Origin of the sequence: Rhodobacter sp. SY28-1 (assembly GCF_005222785.1) — a bacterium.
Lineage (GTDB): Bacteria > Pseudomonadota > Alphaproteobacteria > Rhodobacterales > Rhodobacteraceae > Tabrizicola.
The window spans coordinates 945,733-971,629 of record NZ_STGH01000003.1 but is presented as its reverse complement, the minus strand read 5'-3'; the positions used below and the strand labels follow the sequence as shown (position 1 = coordinate 971,629).

Annotated in this window: 28 protein-coding genes and 1 riboswitch; of the genes, 15 read left to right on the top strand and 13 right to left on the bottom strand. The window is 67.0% G+C overall.

The window, feature by feature from the left end:
• Positions 1-16: 16 nt before the first annotated feature.
• Positions 17-934: an NAD(P)/FAD-dependent oxidoreductase gene (locus E8M84_RS18915; protein WP_137112732.1), complete on the top strand. Its 918-nt coding sequence runs from the start codon at positions 17-19 to the stop codon at positions 932-934.
• Positions 935-1,002: 68 nt separating this feature from the next.
• Here E8M84_RS18915 and E8M84_RS18910 read toward each other — a convergent pair whose 3' ends face one another.
• Positions 1,003-2,259, bottom strand: coding sequence for an aspartate kinase (locus E8M84_RS18910; RefSeq protein WP_137112731.1), 1,257 nt, complete (start codon positions 2,257-2,259; stop codon positions 1,003-1,005).
• 98 nt (positions 2,260-2,357) lie between these two features.
• Positions 2,358-3,626, bottom strand: coding sequence for a phosphoribosylamine--glycine ligase (purD, locus tag E8M84_RS18905; protein ID WP_137112730.1), 1,269 nt, complete (start codon positions 3,624-3,626; stop codon positions 2,358-2,360).
• 65 nt (positions 3,627-3,691) lie between these two features.
• Here purD and xseA point away from each other — a divergent pair, with 65 nt between their 5' ends.
• Positions 3,692-5,254 carry an exodeoxyribonuclease VII large subunit gene (gene xseA / locus E8M84_RS18900; RefSeq protein ID WP_137112729.1) on the top strand — a complete coding sequence of 521 codons (1,563 nt, stop codon included), beginning with the start codon at positions 3,692-3,694 and terminating at the stop codon, positions 5,252-5,254.
• 201 nt (positions 5,255-5,455) lie between these two features.
• Here xseA and E8M84_RS18895 read toward each other — a convergent pair whose 3' ends face one another.
• From E8M84_RS18895 to E8M84_RS18860, 8 genes are read right to left on the bottom strand one after another with little or no spacing between them, the layout of a single operon-like run.
• Complete coding sequence (locus E8M84_RS18895) at positions 5,456-5,851, bottom strand: hypothetical protein (protein WP_137112728.1); 396 nt, start codon at positions 5,849-5,851, stop codon at positions 5,456-5,458.
• Positions 5,848-6,243 (bottom strand): hypothetical protein, encoded by a 396-nt coding sequence (locus E8M84_RS18890; protein ID WP_137112727.1) that lies wholly within the window; start codon positions 6,241-6,243, stop codon positions 5,848-5,850. Before E8M84_RS18890 ends, E8M84_RS18895 begins: the two co-directional genes overlap by 4 nt.
• Positions 6,243-6,632 carry a hypothetical protein gene (locus E8M84_RS18885; protein ID WP_137112726.1) on the bottom strand — a complete coding sequence of 130 codons (390 nt, stop codon included), beginning with the start codon at positions 6,630-6,632 and terminating at the stop codon, positions 6,243-6,245. Before E8M84_RS18885 ends, E8M84_RS18890 begins: the two co-directional genes overlap by 1 nt.
• Positions 6,633-6,634: 2 nt before the next feature.
• Complete coding sequence (locus E8M84_RS18880) at positions 6,635-7,024, bottom strand: hypothetical protein (protein ID WP_137112725.1); 390 nt, start codon at positions 7,022-7,024, stop codon at positions 6,635-6,637.
• Between the two features lies 1 nt (position 7,025).
• Entirely contained in the window at positions 7,026-7,421 is a 396-nt protein-coding gene (locus tag E8M84_RS18875; protein WP_137112724.1) for a hypothetical protein, read from the bottom strand.
• A 2-nt stretch (positions 7,422-7,423) separates the two neighbouring features.
• On the bottom strand, positions 7,424-7,825 hold the full coding sequence (locus E8M84_RS18870; RefSeq protein ID WP_137112723.1) for a hypothetical protein: 402 nt from the start codon (positions 7,823-7,825) through the stop codon (positions 7,424-7,426).
• Positions 7,826-7,829: 4 nt separating this feature from the next.
• Entirely contained in the window at positions 7,830-8,222 is a 393-nt protein-coding gene (locus E8M84_RS18865; RefSeq protein WP_137112722.1) for a hypothetical protein, read from the bottom strand.
• 55 nt (positions 8,223-8,277) lie between these two features.
• Positions 8,278-9,399, bottom strand: a complete 1,122-nt coding sequence (locus E8M84_RS18860; protein ID WP_240790448.1) for an alkane 1-monooxygenase — start codon at positions 9,397-9,399, stop codon at positions 8,278-8,280.
• On the opposite strand from E8M84_RS18860, the gene E8M84_RS18855 reads away from it, so the two are divergent.
• The 7 genes from E8M84_RS18855 (at position 9,398) to E8M84_RS18825 (ending at position 15,479) form a co-directional block, all read left to right on the top strand.
• Positions 9,398-10,090, top strand: a complete 693-nt coding sequence (locus E8M84_RS18855) for a lysoplasmalogenase (RefSeq protein WP_137112721.1) — start codon at positions 9,398-9,400, stop codon at positions 10,088-10,090. The two genes, E8M84_RS18860 and E8M84_RS18855, sit on opposite strands and share 2 nt — an antisense overlap.
• Before the next feature lie 175 nt (positions 10,091-10,265).
• Entirely contained in the window at positions 10,266-11,441 is a 1,176-nt protein-coding gene (gene ftsY, locus E8M84_RS18850) for a signal recognition particle-docking protein FtsY (RefSeq protein ID WP_137112720.1), read from the top strand.
• Positions 11,438-12,370 (top strand): hypothetical protein, encoded by a 933-nt coding sequence (locus E8M84_RS18845; RefSeq protein WP_137112719.1) that lies wholly within the window; start codon positions 11,438-11,440, stop codon positions 12,368-12,370. Before ftsY ends, E8M84_RS18845 begins: the two co-directional genes overlap by 4 nt.
• Positions 12,360-13,238, top strand: coding sequence for a hypothetical protein (locus E8M84_RS18840; RefSeq protein ID WP_170971998.1), 879 nt, complete (start codon positions 12,360-12,362; stop codon positions 13,236-13,238). Before E8M84_RS18845 ends, E8M84_RS18840 begins: the two co-directional genes overlap by 11 nt.
• A complete protein-coding gene (locus E8M84_RS18835) occupies positions 13,235-14,134 on the top strand; it encodes an EamA family transporter (protein ID WP_137112717.1) in 900 nt (299 codons plus the stop codon). The genes E8M84_RS18840 and E8M84_RS18835 overlap by 4 nt, the downstream gene beginning before the upstream one ends.
• A gap of 3 nt (positions 14,135-14,137) precedes the next feature.
• The gene (locus tag E8M84_RS18830) at positions 14,138-14,746 is read left to right on the top strand and encodes an inner membrane-spanning protein YciB (RefSeq protein WP_137112716.1); all 609 of its coding nucleotides are present in this window, start codon (positions 14,138-14,140) and stop codon (positions 14,744-14,746) included.
• 97 nt (positions 14,747-14,843) lie between these two features.
• The gene (locus E8M84_RS18825; protein ID WP_137112715.1) at positions 14,844-15,479 is read left to right on the top strand and encodes a hypothetical protein; all 636 of its coding nucleotides are present in this window, start codon (positions 14,844-14,846) and stop codon (positions 15,477-15,479) included.
• A gap of 89 nt (positions 15,480-15,568) precedes the next feature.
• Here the strand turns inward: E8M84_RS18825 and E8M84_RS18820 are convergent, their stop codons facing one another.
• Positions 15,569-16,687 carry a tetratricopeptide repeat protein gene (locus tag E8M84_RS18820; RefSeq protein ID WP_137112714.1) on the bottom strand — a complete coding sequence of 373 codons (1,119 nt, stop codon included), beginning with the start codon at positions 16,685-16,687 and terminating at the stop codon, positions 15,569-15,571.
• An 85-nt stretch (positions 16,688-16,772) separates the two neighbouring features.
• Positions 16,773-17,681, bottom strand: a complete 909-nt coding sequence (locus E8M84_RS18815; protein WP_137112713.1) for an alpha/beta fold hydrolase — start codon at positions 17,679-17,681, stop codon at positions 16,773-16,775.
• A 131-nt stretch (positions 17,682-17,812) separates the two neighbouring features.
• Positions 17,813-17,890: riboswitch (SAM riboswitch) on the top strand.
• A gap of 51 nt (positions 17,891-17,941) precedes the next feature.
• Here E8M84_RS18815 and metZ point away from each other — a divergent pair.
• From metZ to E8M84_RS18800, 3 genes are all read left to right on the top strand, one after another.
• On the top strand, positions 17,942-19,123 hold the full coding sequence (gene metZ / locus E8M84_RS18810) for an O-succinylhomoserine sulfhydrylase (RefSeq protein WP_137112712.1): 1,182 nt from the start codon (positions 17,942-17,944) through the stop codon (positions 19,121-19,123).
• A 154-nt stretch (positions 19,124-19,277) separates the two neighbouring features.
• The gene (gene folE2, locus E8M84_RS18805; RefSeq protein WP_137112711.1) at positions 19,278-20,363 is read left to right on the top strand and encodes a GTP cyclohydrolase FolE2; all 1,086 of its coding nucleotides are present in this window, start codon (positions 19,278-19,280) and stop codon (positions 20,361-20,363) included.
• Between the two features lie 45 nt (positions 20,364-20,408).
• Complete coding sequence (locus E8M84_RS18800; protein ID WP_137112710.1) at positions 20,409-21,857, top strand: TrkH family potassium uptake protein; 1,449 nt, start codon at positions 20,409-20,411, stop codon at positions 21,855-21,857.
• A 24-nt stretch (positions 21,858-21,881) separates the two neighbouring features.
• Here E8M84_RS18800 and E8M84_RS18795 read toward each other — a convergent pair whose 3' ends face one another.
• The gene (locus tag E8M84_RS18795; RefSeq protein WP_137112709.1) at positions 21,882-23,645 is read right to left on the bottom strand and encodes a serine protease; all 1,764 of its coding nucleotides are present in this window, start codon (positions 23,643-23,645) and stop codon (positions 21,882-21,884) included.
• A gap of 176 nt (positions 23,646-23,821) precedes the next feature.
• Here E8M84_RS18795 and E8M84_RS18790 point away from each other — a divergent pair, with 176 nt between their 5' ends.
• From E8M84_RS18790 to E8M84_RS18780, 3 genes are read left to right on the top strand one after another with little or no spacing between them, the layout of a single operon-like run.
• The gene (locus tag E8M84_RS18790; RefSeq protein WP_137112708.1) at positions 23,822-24,748 is read left to right on the top strand and encodes a glycine--tRNA ligase subunit alpha; all 927 of its coding nucleotides are present in this window, start codon (positions 23,822-23,824) and stop codon (positions 24,746-24,748) included.
• Positions 24,745-25,221 (top strand): DUF6446 family protein, encoded by a 477-nt coding sequence (locus E8M84_RS18785; RefSeq protein WP_137112707.1) that lies wholly within the window; start codon positions 24,745-24,747, stop codon positions 25,219-25,221. Before E8M84_RS18790 ends, E8M84_RS18785 begins: the two co-directional genes overlap by 4 nt.
• Before the next feature lie 2 nt (positions 25,222-25,223).
• Positions 25,224-25,889 (top strand): FkbM family methyltransferase, encoded by a 666-nt coding sequence (locus E8M84_RS18780; RefSeq protein WP_137112706.1) that lies wholly within the window; start codon positions 25,224-25,226, stop codon positions 25,887-25,889.
• Positions 25,890-25,897: the final 8 nt, after the last annotated feature.

Below are 25,897 nucleotides of genomic sequence, written 5' to 3'. Positions count from 1 at the left end.
GATTCGAGAGGTCAAGATGCCCGTCCATACTACCGCAGATGTTGCCGTGATCGGTGCAAGTTTCGCAGGGCTTTCGGCCGCGCTCATGCTGGCGCGAGCGCGCAGGCGCGTGGTGCTGGTGGACGAGGGCCTGAACCGCAACCGGTTTGCCAGCCATTCGCACGGGGTTCTGGGGCTGGACGGGGTGTCACCAGACGAAATCCGCGCGCGCGGCCTGGCCGAAGTGCTTGCCTATCCCACCGCAGGCCACCTGACGGGACGGGTTGGCTCGATCACCGGCAGTGCCGGGGCATTCATCATCGAGGGACCAGAAATGATCCGCGCTGACCGCGTCATCCTTGCCTATGGCCAGCGCGACATCCTGCCCGAGATTCCGGGTCTGGTCGCGTGTTGGGGAATCACAGCCAACGCCTGCCCCTATTGCCATGGCTACGAACTTGCCGACCGGACGACCGGCCTTCTGGTCTCGGGCCCGGGTTTTGCACATCAGGCACGGCATTTGTCGGCCTGGACCGACGATCTGGTCTATCTGGAGAATGGCCATCCGGTCGATGATCCGGGTGCGCTGGACCGTCCTGGCCTGCGCCGCGTGGCAGGCCGAGTAGCGCAGGTGCTGCACGAGGCGGGCGTGATCTCGGGCGTTGTCCTTGCGGATGGCGCAATTGTGCCGATGCAGGCTTTGTATCTGCAGGGCCGTTTCGAGCCCGCGGCGCCCTTTGCCGATGACCTGGGTTGCGCGATGACCCAGATCCCCGCCGGGCGCTTTGTCAGCGTGGACATGTTCCAGCGGACCTCGATTCCCGGCGTTTTCGCAGCGGGCGATCTGACCCGGTCCTTCGCTTCGGCCCCCGCGGCTGCGGCGGGTGGCAACATGGCGGGAGCGGCCTGCAATCAGGACCTGCTGGGCCTGCTTCCGCCGCCTGGCGGAGCGTGAAATGCAAAGCGCCAGACCGGGCATCCCGATCTGGCGCTTTCTTGAGCGGCCCTGTCCGGCAGAAAGGCTCAGGCCTTCTCCAGCTCGAACGTGTCGTGCAGGGCCTGGACCGCCAGTTCCATGTACTTGCGGTCGATCAGGACGGAGATCTTGATCTCGGAGGTGGTGATGACCTTGATGTTCACGTTTTCCGCCGCAAGGGCTGCGAACATCTTGGCCGCGACACCGACCTGGGACCGCATCCCGATCCCTACCACCGAGACCTTGGCAACGTCGCTGTCGGTGACAAGCTCGGTAAAGACGAACTTGCCGGCGGCGCTTGCATCCTCGATGGCCTTCTTCGCGCGCTCGACCTGGTTCGTCGGCAGGCTGAAGGTCATGTCGGTATAGGCCCGGTTGTCCGTCGGCTTGTCCAACTCGCTGATATTCTGGACAATCATGTCAACATTCACGCCCGCATCGGCCAGCGAGCCAAAGATCGCGGCGGCAACGCCGGGGCGATCCTCGACCTTCAGAAGCGTCATCTTCGCCTCATCGCGGGAATAGGCGACGCCGGACACAACTTTCGATTCCATGATTTCATCCTCGTCGCAGACCAGGGTTCCAGAGTTTTCGTCAACCTCCTCGAACGAGGAGACGACCCGCAGCCGCACCTTGTAGCGCATCGCCAGTTCGACGGACCGGGTCTGCAGCACCTTGGCGCCAAGGGAGGCAAGTTCAAGCATCTCCTCGAAGGCGATCTTGTCGAGCTTGCGCGCCTTGGGGCTGATGCGGGGGTCGGTGGTATAGACCCCGTCGACGTCGGTGTAGATGTCACAGCGCTCTGCGCCGAAAGCGGCGGCGAAGGCGACGGCGGTGGTGTCGCTGCCGCCGCGACCTAACGTGGTGATGCGGCCTTCAGGCGAGAGGCCCTGGAAGCCCGCCACGACGGCGACCTTGAAGCCTTCGGCAAACTTCGCGTCGATGTTGTCGCGCGGGATCGACACGAACCGGGCCTGGCCATGTGCCGAGGTGGTGTTGATCGGCACCTGCCAGCCCTGCCAGCTGCGGGCGGGCACGCCCATTTCCTGCAGGCGCAGGGCCATCAGACCGGCGGTCACGTTCTCGCCCGAAGATACGACAGCATCGTACTCACGGGCGTCATAGAGCTTTGACGTGGTCTCGACCCAGCCAACGAGTTCATTGGTCTTGCCCGACATGGCGCTGACGATGACGATCACGTCATAGCCGCGCTCGACCTCGGCCTGCACCTTCTTCGCGGCGTTCTCGATCCGCGCGAGGTCGGCGACCGAGGTTCCCCCGAATTTCATCACCAGAAGCGGCATGGTCCCCCCCTTAAGGGCCCGTCAAATCCCCGCGCGTCTTATGCAAGGCCCGGGGTGGGTGCAAGTGGTTGCGGCCGCGAAAATGAGCGCGTTCCGCGCTATTCGGAAAGCGCCCGCCAGCCGATGTCGCGGCGGCAGAAGCCCGCAGGCCAGTCGATGCGGTCGATCATGGCATAGGCGGCGTCGCACGCCTCACGCAGGGTGGCACCGCGGGCGGTGACGTTGAGGACACGGCCGCCGGTTGCGATGATCTGTGCGTCGCGCTGTGCGGTGCCCGCGTGAAACACCATGTGGCGGCTGTCTTCGGGAAGCTCTTCGAGCCCCCGGATCTGTGATCCCTTGGCATAGGCGCCGGGGTAACCCTGGGTGGCCATCACCACGGTCAGGGCATGGTCGTCGGCCCAGTTCACCTGCACTTCGTCCAGCCGCCCCTCGGCGCAGGCGAGCATCAGGTCCAGGGCCTGTGCGCCAAGGCGCATCATCAGGACCTGCGCCTCGGGGTCGCCGAAACGGCAGTTGTATTCGACGAGGCGTGCCTTGCCGTCCTTGATCATCAGGCCCGCGTAAAGGACGCCCTGATATGGAGTGCCGCGCCGGGCCATCTCGGCGATCGTGGGCAGGACGATCTGGTCCATCGCCTGTTTCTGGAGGGCGTCGGTCAGGACGGGGGCCGGGGAGTAGGCGCCCATGCCGCCGGTGTTCGGGCCGGTGTCGCCGTCGCCCGCGCGCTTGTGGTCCTGGGCGGTGCCGATGGGCAGGGCGTTCGTGCCGTCGGTGAGAATGAAGAAGCTGGCTTCCTCGCCGTCCATGAACTCCTCGATCACCACTTCCGCCCCCGCGGCGCCGAGGCTGCCGCCGAACATGTCGTCGATGGCGGCAAGGGCCTCGGCTTCAGACATCGCGACGACGACGCCCTTGCCCGCCGCCAGGCCGTCGGCCTTGACCACGATGGGTGCGCCCTGGGCGCGGATGTAGGCTTTTGCGGGGTCGGGTTCGGTGAAGCGGGCCCAGGCGGCGGTGGGGGCGGCGCAGGCGTCGCAGATGTCCTTGGTGAAGGCTTTCGAGGCCTCAAGTTTCGCGGCGGCGGCGGAGGGGCCGAAGGTGAGGAGGCCCGCGGCGCGGGCTGCGTCGGCGACCCCGGCGGCGAGCGGCGCCTCGGGGCCGACGATGACGAAGTCGATGGCGTTTTCCTCGCAGAAGGTCACCACGGTCGCGCCGTCGAGGATGTCGATGTCAGCGCATTCGGCCAGCATGGCGATCCCGGCGTTACCCGGAGCAACGATGAGGCGGTCGCATTTTGGGTTCTGTTTGACCGCCCAGGCGAGGGCATGTTCGCGGCCGCCGGAACCGAGGATGAGGATGTTCATGGGCTGCGCCCCCGCTTGGACTTTCGTTGCGGGCGTCATAGGGTCGGGGGCGACGGAGGGCAAGCATGGACCTGATCGACGACAACCCCGCCCCGCAGGGGAACCAGCCGGAATACACCGTGTCCGAGCTTTCGGGCGCGGTGAAGCGGGTGATCGAGGGGGAGTTCGGCCTTGTTCGCGTGCGGGGCGAGGTGGGGCGGGTGTCGCGTCCGGCCTCGGGGCATCTGTACTTTGACCTGAAGGATGACCGCAGCGTGATCGCGGCGATCAGCTGGAAGGGGCAGGTGGCGCGGATGCAGGTGCGCCCCGAGGAGGGGATGGAGGTTGTCGCCACCGGGCGGATGACCACGTTCCCGGGGCAGTCGAAGTATCAGCTGATCGTCGATGATGTGGCCCCGGCAGGGGCGGGTGCGTTGATGGCGATGCTGGAGAAGCGGAAGGCGGCGCTGGGGGCGGAAGGGTTGTTCGACGCCGCGCGGAAGAAGCCGATTCCTTATCTGCCGAAGGTGATCGGGGTGGTGACCTCTCCCTCCGGGGCGGTGATCCGGGACATCCTGCACCGGCTGCGGGATCGTTTCCCCCGGCATGTGCTGGTCTGGCCGGTCGCGGTGCAGGGGCAGGATTGTGCGGCGCAGGTTGCCGCCGCGATCCGCGGGTTCAACGCGATTGAGGCTGGCGGGCCGATCCCAAGGCCGGATGTGCTGATCGTCGCGCGGGGCGGCGGGTCGCTGGAGGATCTCTGGGGGTTCAACGAAGAGATCGTGGTGCGGGCGGCGGCGGGGTCGGCGATTCCGCTGATCAGCGCCGTGGGGCACGAGACGGACACTACGCTGATCGACTATGCGGCCGACCTTCGGGCGCCGACCCCGACAGCAGCGGCGGAACTGGCGGTGCCGGTGCGGCTGGAACTCCTCGCGACGCTGGAGGCGCTGGGCGCGCGGCTGGTGCGCGGGGTCGGGCAGGGGGTGGTGCTGCGGCGGCAAAGGCTGCGGGACCTGTCGCGGGCATTGCCGCGGGTCGAGACGCTGGTGGCCACGCCCCGGCAGCGGCTGGATGCGGCGATCCTGCGGCTGGGTTCTGGGTTGGGGCTGGCAGTCTCGAAGAAGCACCGGGAGTTCGACCGGGTGGCGGGGCGGCTGCAGCCGGCAGCGCTGCGGGGGCTGATGGCGCGGCAGCGCGATCTGCTGACCGGGCGGGGGGAGCGGCTGGCGCGGGCGATCCTGCTGCGGCAGGAGCGGCGGCGGGAGCGGCTGGAGGGGCTGGCGGCGCGGCTGGCCCCGGCGCTGGCACGGATGCTGGGCGATGCGGGACGGCGGACGGCGGAAGGGCGGGCGCGTCTGGCGGTGCTGGCAGACCGGCTGGAGGCGGCGCCTGCGGCGCGGTTCGCGCGGCTGACCGATCGGCTGGAGGCGCTGGACCGGACGCGGGCGACGCTGGGCTATCATGCGACGCTGAAGCGGGGCTATGCGGTCGTGCGGGGGGATGGGGCGGTCGTCACCTCGAAGGCCGGGGCGGAGAAGGCGGCGGTGCTGGAGATCGAGTTCCGGGACGGGCGGATGGTGGTCGGCGGTCGTTCCGGAAAGCGGGCGAAGGGGGATGCGGATGGGGGGCAGGGAAGCCTTTTCTGAGGCCTTGTCCACGCTGGGCGCCTTTCGTCGATCAAGCGATTTCAACGGGTTGCGCGTGGGCGTTCGGAAAGAATTAACCCTGATTGCGCCCAAGGTGGGTCGTTGCGGCAAAATCGTTGAGGAAGGATTTTGGCAAATTTCTTGCTTAGGAAATTTGGGCGCCGGGTGGGCAGAGCGTGCTGTGTTGGGCAGGGCCTGGCATCAGCTGCCAAGGAAATCGTCGCAGGTCACTACGTCCTGCGAGGGGTAGAGCATGATCGGGTCCTTGCCCCAGATGCCGTCTTCGAACCCCATCAGCCAGCCGCCACGGTCGTAGAAGCTGCTGCAGAAAGGTCCGGGATCGTCGCCTTCGTAGGTGTAACAGACGATGCCGTCGGCTTCGGTCCAGGTCCCTTTCAGGCACCGATCCGCGTCGCGCCACAAGGTGCGGCGGCCGGGCAGGAAGGTCTCGACACCAAAGCGTCCGGTTTCGTCGTAGGTGTCCATGGTCTTGCCTTCGACGATGGCCTCGAACTCGGCCCCGGTCAGCGGACGGTCCTGGCCTGCGGTGGGCAGGGCAATGCAAAGGAGCGCGACCGAATGCCGAAGGGGCGTCATACGCCGAAGTACCCTTCGCAGGTGGCGACCTCTTGCGACGGATAAAGCATGATCGGCTCGGTCGCGCGGTCGCCATTTTCCCAGGACATCAGCCAGCCGCCACGGTCATGGTAGGTCCAGCAACGGGTCGTCGGATCGCCCTGATAGTCGAAGCAGATCAGGTCGCCCTCGGGCCGCCAGCTGCCTTCCAGGCACTGTTCTGCATCGCGCCAGATTGCGCGGCGACCTGGGAGGAAGGTTTCCACGCCGTAGCGGCCGGTCTGGTCGTAGGTGTCCATGGTGCGGCCCTGAACGAAGGCTTCGAAGTCCTCGACCGACATCGGGGCATCAGACTGGGCGAGCGCCGCGCCGGACGCCGCGAGGAGGGCGAGGGCTGCCGGGAGGAGGCGCATCAGACGCCGACCTCGGGGCCGAAACAGGCGGGGGGATCGAGGGTTTCCGTGACAGTGACGGGCTCTGCCTCGGGCGGGTTCAGGGTGTAGCGGGCGCTGAAGCCGTCGCCCGAGCGGGTGATGATCCAGCAGTCGGGCTCGATGTCGTCTTCGTATTTGAAGCAGATCGCCGGGCCATCCGCATACCAGTGACCGGTCTTGCAGTCGTCGCCGACAACGGCCCAGCGGACGCGGCGGTCGGGGAGGTATTGTTCGACGCCGTAGACGGTGCCGAATTCCGCCCAGGTCATGCTGCGACCCCGGGTCAGGGCGTCGAAGTCTTCTGCGGTGAGAGGTTCCTCGGCGAAGGCCGGGCCGGTGGCAAGGAGGAGGGCCAGAAGCGTGCGCATCGTCAGACGCCCACATCCGGTGCGGGGCAGTCGAGCGGTGCTGCGGCGAGAGTGACGTGTTGCTGGGCGTCTTCGGGCGCGGACTGCACGGGTTTGGCGAAGACCGCATCGCCGTCGCGCCAGTAAAGCCAGCAATGGGTGCCGTCGAAGCCGGGATAGACGAAGCAGACCGCATCGCCATCGGCGTACCAGTAGCCGTCCCGACAGGGGCCGCCCGTATCGGCGTCACGAACGCGGCGGTCGGGGAAATAGGCCTCGGACCCCCAGATCTGACCGTCGGTCGAATAGTCGAGCGTGCGCCCGGTGGACCAGCGGTCGAACTCCTCGGGGGTCATCGGGGTCTGGGCGGAGGCTGACTGGGCAAAGAGAAGCACGGCTGCGGTCAGGCGCATGTCAGACGCCTACATCCGGGCCGGGGCAGGGCAGGGGAGTGTCATCGGCGGACACTTCGTAGAGTTCCTCGCCCGGTGCGGACGTGACCGACAATGCCACAAGAGCGCCGTTCTTCAGCCAGAAGGTCCAGCAGGCGGGGGTGGGATCGTATTCGTAGACGAAGCAGATGTCATCGTCCTGCGGATACCAGCTGCCGTACTGGCACTCGTTGGGCGCCACGCTCCATCTGACCTTGCGGTCGGGCAGGTATTCCTCGATCCCGAAGATGCTGTCGAACTGCCGGTAGGTCACGGTCTTGCCGGTGACGTGCGCCTCGAACGCCTCGGGCGTGATCGGGGTGTCGGCAAGGGCCGGGAAGGCTGCGGCGATGGCGAAGGCTGCAAGGGTCAGGCGCATCGTCATACCCCCACGTCCGGGCCGGCGCAGCGCAGCGGCTGGTCGCTGTGCGAGACTTCGTGGATTTCGAGGTCGAGCGAGTTGCCCGAGGAGAGGAAGGTGGCCTCGCCCCGCAGCCGGCCTTCGTCCTTGAAGAAGTGCCAGCAGGCCGAGAGCGTGCCGTCCGCATAGGCAAAGCAGATCTGGTTTCCTTCGTCGAACCAGTAGCCTTCAAAGCAGCGGGCATCCTCGAAAGCCCAGAGCAGCCTGCGGTCCGGTCCGTAGTCCGCCGTGCCGCGCACGCCGTTGCTGTAGCGATAGCTGAAGGTGTTCTGGCCGATATGGGACTGGAATTCGGCCCCGGTCAGCGGGGTCTGGGCCGAGGCAATCGCAGGCCAGGCCGAAAGGATCAGCGCAAGCCGCATGCCGTCAAACGCCGACGTCCGGTCCGGCGCAGGGCAGGGGGCCGTCGTCGCGGGAGGATTCGAGGATTTCCCAGCCGCCGCCTTCACCCATGTAGCGGCCGCGGATCTTGCCGTTGTCCAGGAAATACAGCCAGCAGGCCGGGGTGGGGTCATTTTCGTACTCGAAGCAGATCTCGTCATTCTTCTGGTACCAGACGCCGTAGATGCAGAGATCGCCCTCGAAGGCCCAGCGGACGCGGCGACCCTCCAGGTACTCCTCGGTGCCGAAAAGGCCGCCGCCGTAATCGTAGGTCAGGGTCTGGTTGACGGTGGCGGCGTCGAATTCGTCGGCATTGAGCGGGGTTTCGGCCAGCGCCGGGGTGGCGGCAAGGATCAGGGGCAGAAGGCAGGCTCGCATGGAAGGCTCCGTTCGGTCTGGGGGCAGAGTGCCAGAGGCAGGGCGGGATGGCCAGTCAAGCCGACGTGTCCCGGGGGGTGTCGGTGGGTCGGGTATTCCGCCACCGGGCAAGGTGGGGCGCGATGGCGCGGCGCCAGGTGCGGGGGGAAAGGGCGAGGGCGCAGGCGAGGGGCAGGGGCCAGGGCAGGCGGGGGGCGTCATCAGGCAGGTGCAGGGCGGGGAAGGGGCGGGAGGGATGGACGTGGTGGTCGGAGTGGCGCGGGGCGTTCAGCATCATCGCCGAGGTAAACCAATGCGCGGTGTTCCAGCTGTGGGCAGGGCCTACGGCTTCGAGCTTGCCGTCGGGGCGGTGGGCGCGGGTCAGGCCGTAGTGCTGGACGTAGTCGGAGAGGAGGATCTGGCTTTGCGCATGAAGCGCAAGGCCGGTCCAAGCAAGGAGGCCGGGGAGGCCCGCGATCAGGGTGGCGAGGATCAGGACGGCGGCGCTGAGGCCGAGGTAGAGCGCATAGGGGTGCAGGCCGCGGCCCGCGCGGAGGGCGGTCTCGGCCCGGGCGCCGTCGCGGAAGCTGCCGATCCAGGCGCGGGGGGCGAAGCGGTAGAAGCTTTCGCCCGCACGGGCGGTGTTGGGGTCTGCGCGGCTGGCGACGTGGCGGTGGTGGACAAGCCGGTGGGCGCTGGCGTGCTGGCCGAAGAGGATCGCGGAATAGTAGGCAGCGCCAAGGCGGAACTGCCAGCGGTGGGAGCGGTGGATGAGTTCGTGGGCGGCGGGGTGGCCGACCTGGCCGAGCCAGAAGCCGGTGGCGAAGAAGAGAAGGATGCGTTCGCCGGGGGACAGCGCGGAGGGACCTGCGATGGCCCAGGTGGCGAGGGGGAGGAAGATCAGCGCGCCGAGGCCCACGGCGACGAGGAGGGTATTGGCGGCGGGAAACTCGGTATCGTCGGTCTGCCCGGCGGTGAGCGGGATCAGCTGGTCGAGGAGGACGGTGAGGACAGCCATGTAGAGGAAAGCCGCCCAGAGCCAGAGGCCCCCCGCAGCCGCGGCGACGGCGATCAGCGCGAGGGGGCTGAGCGCGGCTGCAGCGAAGGCGGCAAGGGGCAGGGGGCGGGCTTGCATCGGGGTCTGGTCCGGGGGAGGCTGGACGTCAGGGCTGATTGTGGGGCTTTTGGGGGCGGTCATGCCGGACAACTTGGGCGAAATGCTGGCGCTTGCAACTGCCTTGATGTCGCTGGTGGCGGCGCTGGCCTACTGGGTGCTGTTCGCGACGCGCGAGGTGAAGGGGACGGCGGGGGCGGTGGTCAAGACGGCCTCGACGGCGCTGCTGGCGGTGCTGGCGCTGGCGATGCCTTACGGCGGCTGGTTCTGGCTGATCCCGCTGGGATTGGCGCTGGGGGCGCTGGGCGATCTGTTCCTGGCGTTAGGCGGGATGCGGCGGTTCCTGGCCGGGGTGGCGGCATTCGGGCTGGGGCATCTGGCCTATACGGGGGGCTTTCTCTGGCGGTCGGGCGAGATTGGGTTCGACGGGCTTTCGGTGGTGGAACAGGTGGCGCTGGGCCTTCTGCTGGTGCTGCTTCTGTCGACCGAAGGCTGGCTTGCGCCGCGGACGGGGGAACTCCGCCAGCCAGTGCGGGGCTATGTCGGGTTGATCGGGCTGATGGGCGTGGCTGCGGTCCTGTTGCCCGCGCATCCGGGACAGGAGGTGCTGCGGCTGGGGGCGGCGCTGTTCATCCTTTCGGACCTGATGCTGGCCTTGCAGCTGTTCGTGGTGAAGGACCAAGGCGCAAGGCGGGGGCTGGCACTGGCGCTCTGGCCTGCCTACTGGGCCGGGCAGGCGCTGATCGCCTGGGGAGCGGTCAGCCATGCGGGGTGACGGGACGCGCGCCCCGCCCGGGAAGGCTCGTCGGGGACTTCGTTCCTCCTCGCAGGGGCGCGACCGTGCGAGGAGGAGACGAAGTCGAACGAGGAGCCTTGCAGTGCGGGGGGACGCACTTCCAATGGCCCGCCAAAGCGACTAGGTGAAAGGAAACAGCCCGGAGGGCCAGCCCATGTCGTTCTTCAAGAAGCTCAAGGAGCGGATGTTCCGGTCTTCGGACAAGATCGGCGAGGGGTTGGAGGCGCTGGTCGCGGAAGGCGCCGAGGACCCGAAGGACCCGCCGCGCGAGCTGCCCGATCCGGTGCCCGAACTGCCAGAGCCATTGGCGCCCGAGGTGCCCGAGCCGGACCTGCCGGAAGTGCCGGAGCCGGTAGAGCCAGAGCCGGACCTGCCGATGCCAGAAGACTCGACGCCACAGGGTCGGGGCCATGCGGCCATCGTGGCCGAGGCGCCGGAGCCTGCGAAGCCGGGCCTTCTGGGTCGCCTGTTCGGGCGGGGCGCGGTGGAGGAGCCGCGCCGGGTGCTGGACGATGCCATGCTGGAAAGCCTGGAGGAACTGCTGATCCAGGCCGATATGGGCGTCGATACCGCGGTGCGGGTGACGGCGAACATCGCCGAGGGGCGGTTCGGGCGGAAGATTTCCACCCGCGAATTGCGCGCGGCGCTGGCCGGGGAAGTGGCACGGATCATGGGGCCGGTGGCGCGGCCGATGCCGCTGTACCCTCAGAAGCCGCAGGTCGTGCTGGTGGTCGGCGTGAACGGGTCGGGCAAGACGACGACGATCGGGAAGCTCGCCAGCCAGTTCAAGGCGGCGGGGAAGAAGGTTGTGATCGCGGCGGGCGACACGTTCCGGGCCGCGGCAGTGGAGCAGTTGCAGATCTGGGGGAGCCGGGCCGGGGTGCCGGTGTTGACGGCACCCGAAGGGTCGGACCCGGCCTCGCTGGCCTTCGATGCGCTGACCAAGGCACGGGCCGAGGGGGCGGACCTTCTGATGATCGACACGGCGGGGCGCTTGCAGAACCGGCAGGACCTGATGGAGGAGCTGGCGAAGATCGTGCGGGTGATCCGCAAGGTGGACCCGACAGCGCCGCACAATACACTGTTGGTGCTGGACGCGACCACGGGGCAGAACGCGGTCACCCAGGTCGATATCTTCCGCAAGATCGCCGATGTCTCGGGGCTGGTGATGACCAAGCTGGACGGGACGGCGAAGGGCGGCGTGTTGGTCGCGCTGGCCGACAAGTTCGGCCTGCCGATCCATGCCATCGGGGTGGGCGAGCAGATCGACGATCTTGCCCCCTTCGACCCGGAGGAGTTCGCGAAAGCGCTGGTCGGGGCCGAGGGGTGATCCGGGCGGGCTTTGTGGTTCTGGCGCTGACGGTTCCGGCTGGGGCCGAAGGGCTGGCAGGGCAGGCGCTGTGCGAGGCGGCCTGGGCCAGGGTGAGCGAGGGGTTTGCGGCGGTTGGAAGCCCGACCGTCCGTGGCGTCGTGCAGGACGGTGACTGGTGTCTGGTCGAGGCCCTGGTTCTGGACCTGCAGGGGCAGTACCTTCCCGACTGGCACATGGACCGGCTGCGGTTTCGGGGCTCGGCGCTGGGCTGGATTGCGGATGGGTCGAGCCGGCCAGAAGGGCTGGAAGTCGTGGTCGACGGGCTGCGGCTGGTGGTGCAGACCGGGAACGGACAGATGGACTGGCTCTTCGCGGCGCAGTCCCGACCGAATGCGATTGATGCCGAGATGTCGCTGGCCTGGGACCTGGCGGCCAAGGTGTTGCGGCTGGAAGGGCTGAGCGTCGACTTTCCGGGCGAGAATCTGGTGGAGGCCTCGGCGACGGTGACGGGGGTCGATCTGTCCTCGACCGGGGCGATGCAGATGTCGGCCACGGGTTTCGCACTGACCGAGTTCGACGCGCGGATCACGACGCATGGGCTGTTCGAGTGGTATGTGCTGATGGCGCTGGGGCCGGTCGTACTGCCGCCAGAGGGTGACATGGACGCGGCTTTCGCGGGGATGCAGGCAGAGGTCGAGGCCTTCGTCGCGGACCTGCCGGGGTCGAGCTTTCCCGAAGAGAGCAAGGCGGCGCTGGTGGCCTTCGTTGACGATTTGCCGAACCCTTCGGGCGAGTTGACGTTGGGCCTGCGGGCTGAGCCGGGCCTTGGGCCGGTGCGGCTTGGCGGCTATGCGGTGACGGGGGTCCCGACCTCGATCACCGAGGCCGCGCCGCTGTTCCAGGGGGTGACGGTCGATGTGGGATGGAGCCGTGCCGATGCGCCGTGAGGCCGCGCTGGTGGTCGCGCTGCTGGCGGGTCCGGCGGGGGCCGAGCCTGTGCCTGCGGATTGCGCCGCCTTGACCGCGCTGGTGGCGGGGGTGGTGGACGGCGATCTGGTGGCGCCACCGGCTGCCATGCGGGATGGCTGGTGCGTGCTGGACGGGGCACGTTCTTCCGGAGGCGACGTTCGCGTCAGCGCAGAGGAGCTGCGGGTCCGGGGCGAGGTGCTGGGTGAGCGGCTGGTCGCGCTGGAGATCGAGGGTGAGGGCCTGAGGGTAGCCCCGGCGCTGAACAACCGGGACATGCCGGACTGGCTGCGGGACTTGGTGCGGTTGCAGTCGGCTGAGCTGCGGCTGGCGCTGCGGCGGGATGAGGCCGGGGACCTGCTGCGGGTGGAGCGCGGTCATCTGGGCCTGTCTGGTGGCGCTGAACTGGTCGTGTGGGGCGAGATCGCGGGGGCTGACCTGGCTGTGTCGTCACTTCTGGCCGGGCGGGTAAGCAGGCTGCATCTGGAATGGCTGAACGATGGCCGCACCTTGCGGCCGGTGCTTGAGGCTCTGGGTGCGCAGCTGGAGCCTGGGGCGACCGGGACCGAAGCGGTGCTGGCGGCGCGGGCAGCGCTGAACGGGGCAGTCTCTGCAGTGCCCGAGACAGTTCTGGGTGAAGCGAATGCCGGGGCGCTGGAAGCCGTCATCCAGGCGCTGCCGCAGGGCCGTGGCCGTCTGGTCCTGGATGTCGCCTCGGACACCGGGATCGGGGCGGCGCAACTGGGGATGCTGGCTTTGGCTGACGACCCGACGGGTCCCGAGGCGCTGGCACGGGTCTTCAGGGGGGCTCGGGTGAGTGTCGCTTGGACCCCGGGTCTGGCCCCTTGACAGAATTCCTGCGGTCGATCGAAGGCACTCCCGCAGGGCATGACGCGGCGCTGATGCTCGCGCTGCTGGCGGCCGTCCTGCATGCGTTGTTCGGGGCGTTGCAGAAAGGGCGGCATGATCCCTGGCTGAGCCGTGCGGCGATTGACGTCAGTTACGGCGTGATCGCGGCCCCCTTCGCGCTGTTCGCCGTGCCATGGCCCGAGCCGCATATGTGGCCGATCTTTGCCGGGGCCTTCGTGATCCATGCGGTCTACAAGGTGCTGCAGGCGATGACCTACACGCGGGGGGCCTTCACCGTGGTCTACCCGGTGGTGCGGGGGACGGGGCCGTTCTTCACGGTGATCGGGGCCGGGATCGTCTTTGGCGAGACCTTTGCGCCCGGGCAATGGGCAGGGCTGATGCTGCTGGTGGGCGGCATCCTGGGGCTGGCGCTGTGGAACCTGCGGACTGTCACGGTGGATCGGGCGACGATGGTGCCTGCCTTGTGGCTGGCCGTGGCGACGGGGGCGATGGTGGCCTGCTATACCACCTATGACGCCTATGGCATCCGGGCGACGGCGGACCCGTTCACGTTCCTCGCGTGGTTCTTCATGCTGGACGGGATCTTCATTCCGCTGGTCACGCATCGCCGCTGGCGGCAGCTTCCTGCCGCCGAGATCGTGCCCTTGCTCAAGCGGGGTGCGTTGGGGGCTTTCGTCGCCTATTTCAGTTTCGGCTCGATCATGCTGGCCACGCGGCTGGACAAGGTGGGCGAGGCAGCGGTGCTGCGCGAGACGTCGACCGTCTTTGCCGCCTTGATCGGCTGGCTGGTTCTGGGCGAGAAGGTGGGGCCGGTGCGGGCGGGGCTGATGGGCTTGATCGCGGTCGGCGCGGTCGTGATGGAATGGGCGGGATAGGCAATGGCGGAACGCAAGATCAACCCGATTCTCAAGCAGGTGTTGGAACTGGGGCCGACCGTGGTCTTCTTCCTGATCTACATGCGGATCAAGGATGAGACCTACAATCTGGGCGGGATCGACTATTCCGGCTTCATTGTGGCAGCGCTGGTCCTGGTTCCGCTGCTTCTTGCCGCAATTTTCATCCTCTGGTTGTTGACGGGGTCGATCAGCCGGATGCAGATCTTTGTCGGGGTGATGGTCGTGGTCTTTGGCGGGCTGACGGCCTGGTTCAATGACGAGCGGTTCTTCAAGATGAAGACGACCATCGTCTATGGCACCTTCGCGGTGATCCTGGGGATCGGGCTTCTGCGGGGGAAAAGCCTGCTGCAATGGGTGATGGCGGAAGCTTTGCCCATGAAACCAGAGGGTTGGATGATCCTGACGCGCCGTTTGACTGGGATGTTCGCGGCTTTGGCTGTGGCGAACGAGGTCATCTGGCGCACGCAGACGACCGAACTTTGGGTCAAGCTGGAAACCTTCGCGATGCCCGCGGCGCTGTTTCTGTTCCTGATGGTGAACTTCATGACGCTGCAACGCTACATGATCGAAGAGCCGGAAGACAAAACCTGACAACCTGCACAGGAATGCCCCGAGAGCGGCCGGGTTCTGCCCCACACCTGCCTTGAAGCGTCGGTAGACCAGACGACAAGCTAGAGGGGGATGACCCATGCACCGCACTCCGTTCGATCTGGTCCGTCTGTTCCTGAGCCTGTTCCAGGACCTGCCGCCCCTGTCGCGGTCGATGTACCTCCCTGGTGCGGTCCTGCTGATCGGTTACCCGGTGCTGTCGGTGGCCCTTGGACCTGACCATTCGGGCCAGGCTTTCGCCACGGCTTTTCTTGCGGCGCTGGCGGTGCGGATCGCGATGGGCTTCGAAGGCATGGTGCAGCGGCTTCTGACGCGCTACTCGGTCGGCCGGACGATCGTCTTTGCAATCGCCTTCGCGGGTGTGCCGCTGGTGGTGCTGGCGCTGGCGAACGACCCGCTGTGGTGCCAGCGCATGCAGAGCCTGTTCTATGTGGTGATCGGCGGCATCTTCCTGCAGGACGTCCTGCACGGGCGCACCAGCACGGCAGCGAGCTTCTGGCCGGATGCGGACATGCGCGACCACCTGCCGAACCTGACCAAGATGATGGTGGTCTACAACTTCGCCTTCCTTCTGATGAACGAAACCATGATCCGCGCCGTGGACCCGTCGCACTGGCTTCTGTTCTGGGCGGTGCTGCCGATCATCGGCCACACGGTGCTGCGGGCGATGGTGCTGACCGTCATCAACCTTGACGACAACGGCCACGCGGCCTGAGGGCGGTCGAAACGATTTTCAAGCGAAGGCCTTTATCCCCCAAGACCTTTGCCAAGGGCGCCGCAAGGCGCCCTTGCCTTTTGGGAGGCTCACTCGGGCAGGATGCAGGCGGCTTTCTTCACGTCCATGCAGCGCCTGAGCGCCGTCAGCACCGCCGCCGGTGCGTTCGACAAGGGCAGGAAGCCCAGTTCGGACAGCTTGCGCGCATAGGTCTTGGACAGGCTTGGGTCGATCCCGACGGCCGCGTCGTAGTTGGCATAGGCGTCGTCCATCCGCCCCAGGGCCGCGTCGATCCGGGCGAGCGTGTCGTGATAGATCGCCTCCATCCGCTGGCCGTCGGGGTTCTGGCGCAGGCCCTGGGCGACCTGATCCGCCTCGGCCGCCTTGCCGTCGGCGAGAAGCGCGCGGGCCTGCACGTTGGCTGCAGCCAGGCTTTGCGGAAAGCGCTGCAGAAGGGCCGCGGCTTCGGCGGCGACTGTGGCGGGTGGGGCGAATTCGCCCAAGGCAAGAAGGCGGCGGGAAAGGATATCTTCCTCGATCGCCGGATTACTGTCGCTTACGACACCGGGGCGCAGCGCCTCATCCGCGACGGCGACGAGGTCCTGATAGCGGCCAAGGGCGGACAGGGCGGCAAGCTTGTTGCGGTAGGCGTTCTGGTAGCCGGGGGCCAGCGCGATGGCAGTGTCGAAATAGGACAGGGCCTCTTCCGCGCGATTGAGGTCGATCAGGCAGCGGCCCTTGATTTCATTGGCATAGGCGTATTGCGGGTCAAGCCTCAGGGCGTTGTCGGCGTCGTCGGAACAGCGCTGGCCTTCGCGGAATTGCCACCAGGTCTCGGCCCGGTTGGCCCAGGCCGAGATGTAATCCTCGGCGGCCAGTGCGGCAGAGTAATGCGCCAGTGCCCCGGCCGGGTCACCCTGATCATAGCGGACATTGCCAAGCTCGACCCAGATCCAGGCGTTGGCGGCCGACAGCGCGATGGCTTGCTGCAGCGTGTCGGAAGCCTCGTCCAGCCGACCAAGCATGCGCTGCGCCTCGCCCTTCATCGCCAGCGCCATGGCGGCGCCGTCGGCGGTGTCGGCAGCCTGGTAGGCCTGATCGCAGAGGGTGATCTGCGTTTCGAAATCGGCGGTGCGGTCGTCGCAGGTCTGCGCGGACGCGGGAAGGGCGGGGGACAGGGTCGCGAGGACGAAAAGGAGGCGGCGCATGGGGGCTTTCGCAGATGGGTCCGGGCAGGTGGCGGAAGCGTCCTTCAGCCGGTCTGGAAAATCAAGTGCGGGGCGCGATGCCCGGTCATGCGGCGGGAAGGCGCGGGGAAAGGGCCATGCCGCGCGCCCCGAGGATCAGGCGCGACCAGCGGCGGCCGGGACGGTGCAGCGGCAGGTCTGCGGCGGACAGCCGGCCCTCGATCAGCGCGCGATAGAGCGCGATGGTGCCCGGGCGGAGGTAGGGCGACCAGTGGCAGATGCGGCGGGGCGGATCGGCGAGGGGATGGCCCAGGGCGGCAAGCCCGGCCAAAGTGCGCGGCTGGTCGATCCAGAGATCGTGCCAGTTTGGCAGGCTGCGCCCGAGCCCCTGACCGATCGAGGTGCGCAGGCCGAGGTGGATGCCCCATTCGAAGCAGGCGTCGAAGAGGTCGTTCTCGCGCGTGGTGACGTTGATGACCTCGACCGCGCGCCCGGCGGGGGTGGCAAGGGCGGCGAGGGTGCGGCCCCGCGTCTCAGCAGCCGCCAGAAGGACCATCCGGTCGATCAGGCCGGGGTCAAGCAGGGGGAGGGCGGCGAGAGCCACGCGGGCGCCCATGGAATGGGCGATGATCTGGACAGGGCGGCCGGAGAGGGCGTGGACAGTGCGGGCGATGCTCGCCAGCGCGTCGCCGGTGCGGTGGGCGCGGAGATGGGCACGCCAGGGGTCGCATTTCGCGTTCCAGCCGAGCGCGATGCCGAGGCCCTGCCGTCCGTCAAGCCCGAGATGGCGGGGCCAGCTGACCGCGCGGCGGTCCTGCGGCGCGGGGTCGAGCGACAGGATCGAGCCGTGCGGGCAGTCGCGGGCAAAGCCGGGGGCATAGCGCCAGCCGTGGATCATGACGACAACAGGGGCCCCGGGGGGGAGGGCGTCAAGCTTGCGTGCCAAGCGGTCCCGATCGAGGTCAAGGCCATGGCTGGTCGCATCGGCGCGGATCGGACGGGGATCGTCGGACATGGCCTGCACCCGGAGCTGCCTCTATGCGCCGTGTGTTGCCGCAGCGCGGAAACGGTGGCGTGACGGGTCGGTGACGGCGGCATGACAGGGCGCAAGCGTGGCGGGTTGACCACAGGGCTGGCCAGGCGTATGCAGACGCCCGTGGCGCTTTGTTACCGGATTGCGGGCCACGTTAAACAAACCGCTAAAGAGGTGAAGGGCATGGCCCCGGCACCTTTGGTATGCCGGGGTTTTTTATTGGCCGGGGGGCCTGGACGACGATGACGAAGGACTGGAAGACCCGCACGCAACTGGTGCATGAGGGCACCCGGCGCAGCCAGTACGGTGAGATGGCCGAGGCGATCTTCCTGACGCAGGGCTTCGTCTACCCCACGGCCGAGGCGGCCGAGGAACGGTTCATCAAGGCGGGCGAGGACGAGTTCATCTATGCCCGCTACGGCAACCCGACGACCCGGATGTTCGAGGAGCGGATCGCGGCGCTGGAGGGGACGGACGACGCCTTTGCTACGGCATCGGGCATGGCGGCGGTGTCGGGCGCTCTGATGTCGCTGGTCCGGGCGGGGGACCATGTGGTCAGCGCGCGGGCGCTGTTCGGGTCCTGTCTTTATGTGCTGGAGGAGGTGCTGCAGAAGTTCGGGGTTCGTGTGACCTTTGTGGATGGCGCGGACCTTGACCAATGGCGAGCCGCAGTGACCCCCGGCACCAAGGCGGTGTTCTTCGAATCGATGTCGAACCCGACGCTGGAACTGGTGGACATTCGCGGTGTCAGCGAGATCGCCCATAAGGCCGGTGCTTTGGTAATCTGCGACAACGTCTTTGCGACGCCGATCTTTTCCCGTGCAGTCGAACAGGGCGCGGATGTGGTGGTCTATTCGACGACCAAGCACATCGACGGTCAGGGCCGGGCGCTGGGAGGTGTCGTCTGCGGCACGAAGGAGTTCGTCCGCAAGACGCTGGAACCCTACATGAAACATACCGGCGGCTCGATGAGCCCGTTCACGGCCTGGATGCATCTGAACGGCATGGCGACGCTGGACCTGCGCTGCCGGGCGATGGCGGCCTCGGCGCTGAGGATCGCCGAGGTGCTTTCGGGGTGGAGCCAGGTGGGCCGGGTGATCTATCCGGGGCTGGCCGTGCATCCGCAGCATGATCTGGCCATGACGCAGATGGGCAGCGGCGGGACCATCGTGACCTTCGACGTGGCGGGCGGCAAGGAGGCAGCGTTCCGCTTCATGAACGCCTTGGGAATCGTCAAGATTTCCAACAACCTGGGCGATGCCAAGACCATCGCGACGCATCCGGCCACGACGACTCACCAGCGCTTGCCGCAGGAGCAGAAGGATGCGCTTGGCATCACGCCGGGCCTGATCCGTTTGTCGGTCGGGTTGGAGGACGTCGATGACCTGATCGCGGACCTTGGACAGGCGCTGGGGCGGAACTGAAGCCTACTCTGCACTTGCGGGCAGGGGAAAACTGTCTATCTATTGGGTCTCTGCCTCGGACCAGGGTGATCCGGTGGCGGCTTCCCAGCGTAGAACATTCCGGAAATTGACGGCTTGGCCCGATGGCCCGCCCGAACCGAAAGGACCTGCCCCCATGAATATCCATACCCCGGAAATCGACCGCCTTCCTTCGCGCGAGGAGGCGGAAGCAGCCCTTGCCGTGCTGCGCCAATGGGCCGGGAAATCGTCCGACGAGGAAATCTCGCGGCTCGACTCGGCGGTGGGCTGGTTGGTGCCGGGGCAGGGCTATCCCGCCTTGTCGCGCGAGTATCCCCATGCCTTCAAGGCGGATGCGAGCTATCGCACCACGCTGCCCGATTTGCAGAATGGCCCCTCCAGCCTGATCCGGGGGTCGAAGGCGCGCATCCAGCATGTCGGGATTTCCAACTTCCGTCTGCCGATCCGCTTTGCCACCCGCGACGGTGCTCCCGTCGTGCTGGAGACGAGCGTGACCGGGACGGTCAGCCTGGAGGCCGAAAAGAAGGGCATCAACATGAGCCGCATCATGCGGTCGTTCTATGCCCATGCCGAGAAGGAGTTTTCCTTCGGCGTGATCGAAGCGGCGCTGGACGACTACAAGACGGACCTCGGCAGCTTTGACGCGCGCATCCAGATGCGGCTGTCGTTCCCGATGCAGCTGCAATCGCTGCGGTCGGGGCTGGCGGGCTGGCAATATTACGACATGGCGCTGGAACTGGTCGAGGTGGCCGGGGTGCGCAAGCGGATTGCCCATCTGGATTACGTCTACAGCTCGACCTGCCCGTGCAGCCTGGAGCTGTCGGAGCATGCCCGCATGATGAGGGGCCAGCTGGCGACGCCGCATTCGCAGCGGTCGGTCGCGCGGCTGTCGGTCGTGCTGACGGGCGAGATGGCGCTGGAGGATCTGGTGGACCTAGCGAGGGGCGCGGTGGTCACCGAGACCCAGGTCATGGTCAAGCGTGAGGACGAGCAGGCCTTTGCCGAGCTGAACGCGGCGAATCCGATCTTCGTCGAGGACGCGGCGCGACTGTTCTGCGAGGCGCTGCGGGCCGATGCGCGGGTGGGCGATTTCCGGGTGCTGGCCAGCCATCAGGAGTCGCTCCACAGCCATGACGCGATCAGCGTTCTGACCGAGGGCGACACCTTTGCGGGCGAAAGTCTGGACCCGCATCTGTTCCGGACGCTGATCCACACGCGCTGACAGGTGATTGACCAAAGGCGCGGGGCCGCGTAGCCATGCCCGACCATGGTTGACTTCCGCCCCGTCGCCTATGTCATTGGCCGCATCCTGATCGTCCTGGCGATCCTGATGCTGGCCCCGGCCATACTCGACTGGCGGGCGGGGCTGGCGAACGGCTTTGCCTTTCTGGCTTCGGCCGCACTGACCGGAGTGACAGGCACGGCGCTGACCCTTTCGACCGGCAATGCGCTGGGGAAGGGTCTGGATACAAGGCAGGCCTATCTTCTGACGGCGGGCATCTGGTTCGTGGTGCCATTCTTCGGCGCCCTGCCATTCTGGATCGGCGCACCGCGGTTGACCCTGCAGCTTGCCTATTTCGAGGCGGTGTCTGGGATCACGACCACCGGGGCTTCGGTCATCTCGGGCCTGTCGGACCTGCCGCGGGGCATGATCCTGTGGCGCGGGATGCTGAACTGGGGCGGAGGACTGGGGATCGCCTTCATCGCGATGATCTTCTTGCCGCTGATGCGGATCGGGGGCATGCAGTTCTTTCGGACCGAGGGGTTCGACACGTTCGGCAAGGTCCTGCCGCGGGCGACCGACATCGCCCAGCAGCTTCTGATCGTCTATCTGGCGCTGTCGGTCACCACGATGACCGTCTACGCCATCCTTGGCATGCCAGCCTTCGATGCCGTGGTGCATGGCATGGCGACGGTGGCGACAGGCGGATTTTCCAGTCGGGACGATTCCTTCACCAGCTACAGCGCCTCTATCCAATACGCTTCGGCGCTGTTCATGTTCCTGGCGAGCCTACCTTACATCCGCTTTGTCCAGCTGATGAACGGCTCGGCCCTGCCTCTGTGGCAGGATGCGCAGGTGCGTGCCTATGCCAGGTGGCTGGCAATGGCAGTGATCGCGGTGGCACTGTGGCAGGTCTGGACCACGAATACCGGGCTTGAGGAGGCCTTCCGGCAAAGCCTGTTCAACCTGGCCTCGATCATGTCCTCGACCGGGTTCGGCACGGTCAGTTTTGCCGGCTGGGGCGGGTTCATGCTGGTGGTGGCTTTCGTGATCGGGGTGATCGGGGCCTGCTCCGGTTCATCCGCGGCTGGGCTGTCGGTCTTCCGGGTGCAGCTGGTCATTGCCGTGCTGAAGCGCGAGGTGCTGCGGATCGGCAACCCCTCGACTGTCGACCCGGTACGCTATGACGGGCGGGCAGTCGGGGATGACGTGCTGAACGCGCTGGTCATGTTCGTGTCGAGTTTCATCCTGATCCTCGGCACGATGAGCGTGGCGATGACACTGCTTGGGGTGGACACCGTCTCGGCCGTCTTCGCGGTCTGGACGACGCTGTGCAATGTCGGTTACGGCTTCGGCCCGCTGGTCGAGCGGACCGGGACCTTCATCGACTTCCCGCCCGGGGCCATCGCGATAATGACGCTGTGCATGATCCTGGGACGGCTGGGCCTCTTGGCCATTCTGGTCATGCTGCTGCCGGCATTCTGGCGGCGGTAGGTTTCCCGGTCCGCCGCCGACCCCTCACTCCCAGCAGGAGACGAGCGCGGTCATGCCGGCGGCCTGTTCCGACAGGGCTGCGGGGTCCAGAGGGGCGGTCGCGGTCGTGGGAAGCGTCGCCACGCCGGTCGGGGTCAGAAGCCGGGCGATCTCGGGCGCGGAGAGGGCGAAGGCAACGCCTGCGGGCATCAGCTTGCCGCCCTGCGGCTGGGCGGGCAAGAGCATGCCGAGGACGCTGCCAGAGGCGTCAAGCACTGCGCCGCCCGCATCGCCGGGCAGCGATTGCAGGGCGAGGCGGGAGTAGGCGGTTTCGCCGTTCAGGCCGGTGACGTCCTCCAGCGTGCCGAAGGTGATGACCGGGGCGGGCAGGCGGTCTTCGTAGGAATAGCCGGGCACGGCGATCTCGGACCCCGGTCGGGCGGGGGCGGTGGCAAAGCCCGCGACCGCGCGGGGGGCAAGCGCAGTTTTCGGGGTGAGAAGGGCCAGTCCGCTGGTCTTGTCGGCAAGGGTCACGGTCGCCTCGGTCGCGCGGTCGATGGTGACGCGGCTGCAACTGTCGACGGCTTCGACGGTGGTCAGGACCGCGCCTTCGGGCGAGATGTAAAAGCCGGTGCGGCTGAGGCGGGGTTTGCGCACCTCAAGCCCGGCCAGCAGGCCCGAGCGGGTCTCGGCGCCCATCACCGCCATGCCGGGGTCCAGCACGCCGTCGCCGTCGGGCGAGAAGCTGTCCTCGATCACCTTGATGATGCGGGCGTCGCGCGCCTCGTTCCCGGGGGTGGAGATCAGCATCCAGCCCTTGATCCGGCTGCCCTTCAACTCGGCGAAGACCGTCGTGTCGGCCTTGGGCGAGGTGCCGCGGATGCGGAAGCTGCGGTCGCCGCGGTCGCGGGGGCCGTCGAGCGGGACGGATTCGAGCGTCTGGAGCACGTCGTAGAGGCCGTAAAGCGCGGCCTGGTCGCCGGGTTGCGAGATCAGGACGATGCGGGGGGCATCGTCGGTTTTCGCTCGGTAGTGGACGAAGGGCGGCTCGTAGTGGTCGAATTCTACCAGGCCCAGGGGCAGGGTGACGGTGATGCCGGATTCCGCCTCGGTGATTTCGGTGAAGCCGAAGGCGGAAATCTCGCCCTTCCAGGCGTCCAGAAGTGCACGGCGCTGGCGGGTGGTCAGGATGCCGGTCGGCTCAAGCATGCCCTGCGCTTCTTGCCAGGCGGCCATGGAATTGCGGGTGCCGGGGCCAAAGGCACCGTCGATGGCGCTGGAATAGAAGCCGAACCATTGCAGCGCAGTCTGCAGCTCGCGGCGTTCCTCGGGGGTGAGAAGCGCCTCGCTGTCACGGGCCTGCTGGCGGTCTTCGTCAGGGGCCTCGACAGCGTCGGGTTCCGGGGTTTCGATCGTAGTGGCAAGGTCGGCGGCCAGGTCGGTTGCCGGTTCCGGGGCAAGCGCTGTTGCACCATCTTCGGGGAAGATCTGTTCGCCATAGCGGGCGCCATCGTCGACAAAGCTGTCCGAGGGGATCTGCCCTTCGCGTCTCAGCGCGCCAAGCCGGATCGGGGCTTCGTCGGTCGGGTAGGGCCCAAGCGCGATGCCATACCAGCCGGAGGAAAGGCGGAAGGCAGCGGCTTCGGGAAAGAGCGCCGCATAGGCGCGGGCCCGGTCAAGGGCAGTCTCCAGGTCCGGATGCGCCTCGACCTGGACCCAGGCCCGACCCTCCTGTGCATTCGCCTGCGGTGAAGGGGATAGGATCATCGTTGCAAGAACGGCGACAATCAACGCAAGCGGTCTGAACATGAACAGGTCCTGAAGACGGTTTCCGGCTAGGGGCCGACATTACGCATGACGCGCGCCGCGACAAGGGTGAAACACCCGCAAGGCCGGTCACGATTGCGCCGGTCCTTTCCGGAATTGACCCCTCTCGCCCCAATGGATAGGGAAGGCGCGACTTTGCCTTTGTCCCGGGGCCATCCATGTCCGACGCCACCACCACGCCAAAAAGCTTTCAGGAAATCATCCTGCGGCTGCAGAATTACTGGGCTGCGCAGGGCTGTGCCGTGCTGCAACCCTATGACATGGAAGTAGGGGCGGGGACCTTCCACCCGGCGACGACGCTGCGCAGCTTGGGGACGAAGCCCTGGGCGGCCGCCTATGTCCAGCCCTCGCGCCGCCCCACGGACGGGCGCTATGGCGAAAACCCGAACCGGCTGCAGCACTATTACCAATACCAGGTCATCATCAAACCCTCGCCTGCGAACTTGCAAGAGCTGTATCTGGGATCATTGGCGGCCATCGGGATCGACCTTGGCCTGCACGACATCCGCTTTGTCGAGGATGACTGGGAAAGCCCGACGCTGGGTGCCTGGGGTCTGGGCTGGGAGGTCTGGTGCGACGGGATGGAGGTCAGCCAGTTCACCTATTTCCAGCAGGTTGGCGGGCATGACTGCAAACCGGTGTCTGGGGAGCTGACCTACGGGCTGGAACGCCTGGCGATGTATGTGATGGGCGTGGACCATGTAATGGACATGCCGTTCAACGATCCGCAGTCGCCGATTGCGCTGACCTACGGCGACATCTTCCGGCAGACGGAGGAGGAATACTCCCGCCACAACTTCGACGGGGCGACGACCGAGATGCTGTTCCAGCATTTCAAGGATGCCGAGGCGGAGTGTCAGCGGCTTCTGGCCTTTGACGCCGATGACCCCAAGTCCGGCAAGCGGATCATCATGGCGCATCCCGCCTATGACCAGACGATCAAGGCCAGCCATCTGTTCAACCTCCTCGATGCCCGCGGCGTGATCTCGGTCACTGAACGGCAGGCCTATATCGGGCGGGTGCGAGCCCTGGCGAAGCTGTGCGCCGACGCCTTCCGGCAGACCGAGGCGGGGGCGGATCAGTGAATGCGGCGCGCGTTATCCTGGGGGCCATCGTGATCGTTGCCGCCGTCGCGGGCGTCTTCCTGTGGTACACGGCCGAGCGCGCCTTCTATGAGGAGGTGGCGTTTCAGCCGGGGGCCGAAATCCGTCTGGTGCCGCTGGTGGGCGACCAGCCGGAGGCCATCGTCGTGAACGGGATCGAGGGGATTGACGCGGACAGCTCTCCCATCAAGTTTCGGGCGTGCTTCACCACGCCTCTGACGCTGGCCATGCTGACCGAGACCTACCGGACCTATGAGGGCGCCGAACCGCTGGTCGCGCCGCGCGGGTTCGACTGTTTCGACGCCGAAGCGATTGGTCGGGCGCTGGAGACGGGCGAGGCGCTGGCCTTCCTGTCCGAGCCGGAGATCCACCCCGGCGTCGACCGGGTCGTCGCGGTGTTTGGCGATGGCCGCGCCTATGCCTGGCACCAGCTGAACGGGAGCCTTGGGGACTGAGGATGGCCGAGGCCGAGGACCCCCTGCGGAAGCTGAAGCGCCGTCACAAGCGCGACCTGCACTATGCGCGGGCGGAAGGGATGCTGTCCGGTGTCGTCTCGATGCTGCGACCGGGGGATGTGGCGGTGGATTGCGGGGCGAACCGGGGGGATGTGACGGCGCTCTTGGCCTCCAGCGGGGCCGAGGTCCACGCGTTCGAGCCTGACCCCTACAACATCGAGAAGCTGACCGAACGCTTTGCCGGGGTGTCGAACGTGCATCTGCACGCGGCTGCCGTGGGGACTGGAGCAGGCACCATCCGCCTGATGCGTGCCGCGAACTGGGAGGCGAACCCGGAGCTGGCTTCGGTCAAGAGCACCGTCGTCGCGGGCGGCCAGAACATCGCGGACGGCGAGGGGATCGACGTCGAACTGATCGACTTTCCGGCCTTCCTGCGCGGACTTGTCGGCGCGCATGGCCGGGTGGCCTTCGTCAAGATGGACATCGAGGGGGCCGAGCTGGACCTTCTGTCCGCGATGCTGGAGGCGCGGCTCTTCGACGATATCCAGCTGACCGTCGCCGAGACGCATGAGCGCAAGTTCAAGGACCTGCGCCCCCGCTTTGCCGCCCTGCGCGCCGCCATTGCCGACGCCTATCCGCCGACCCGCGTGAACCTCGACTGGATCTAGGAACAAGA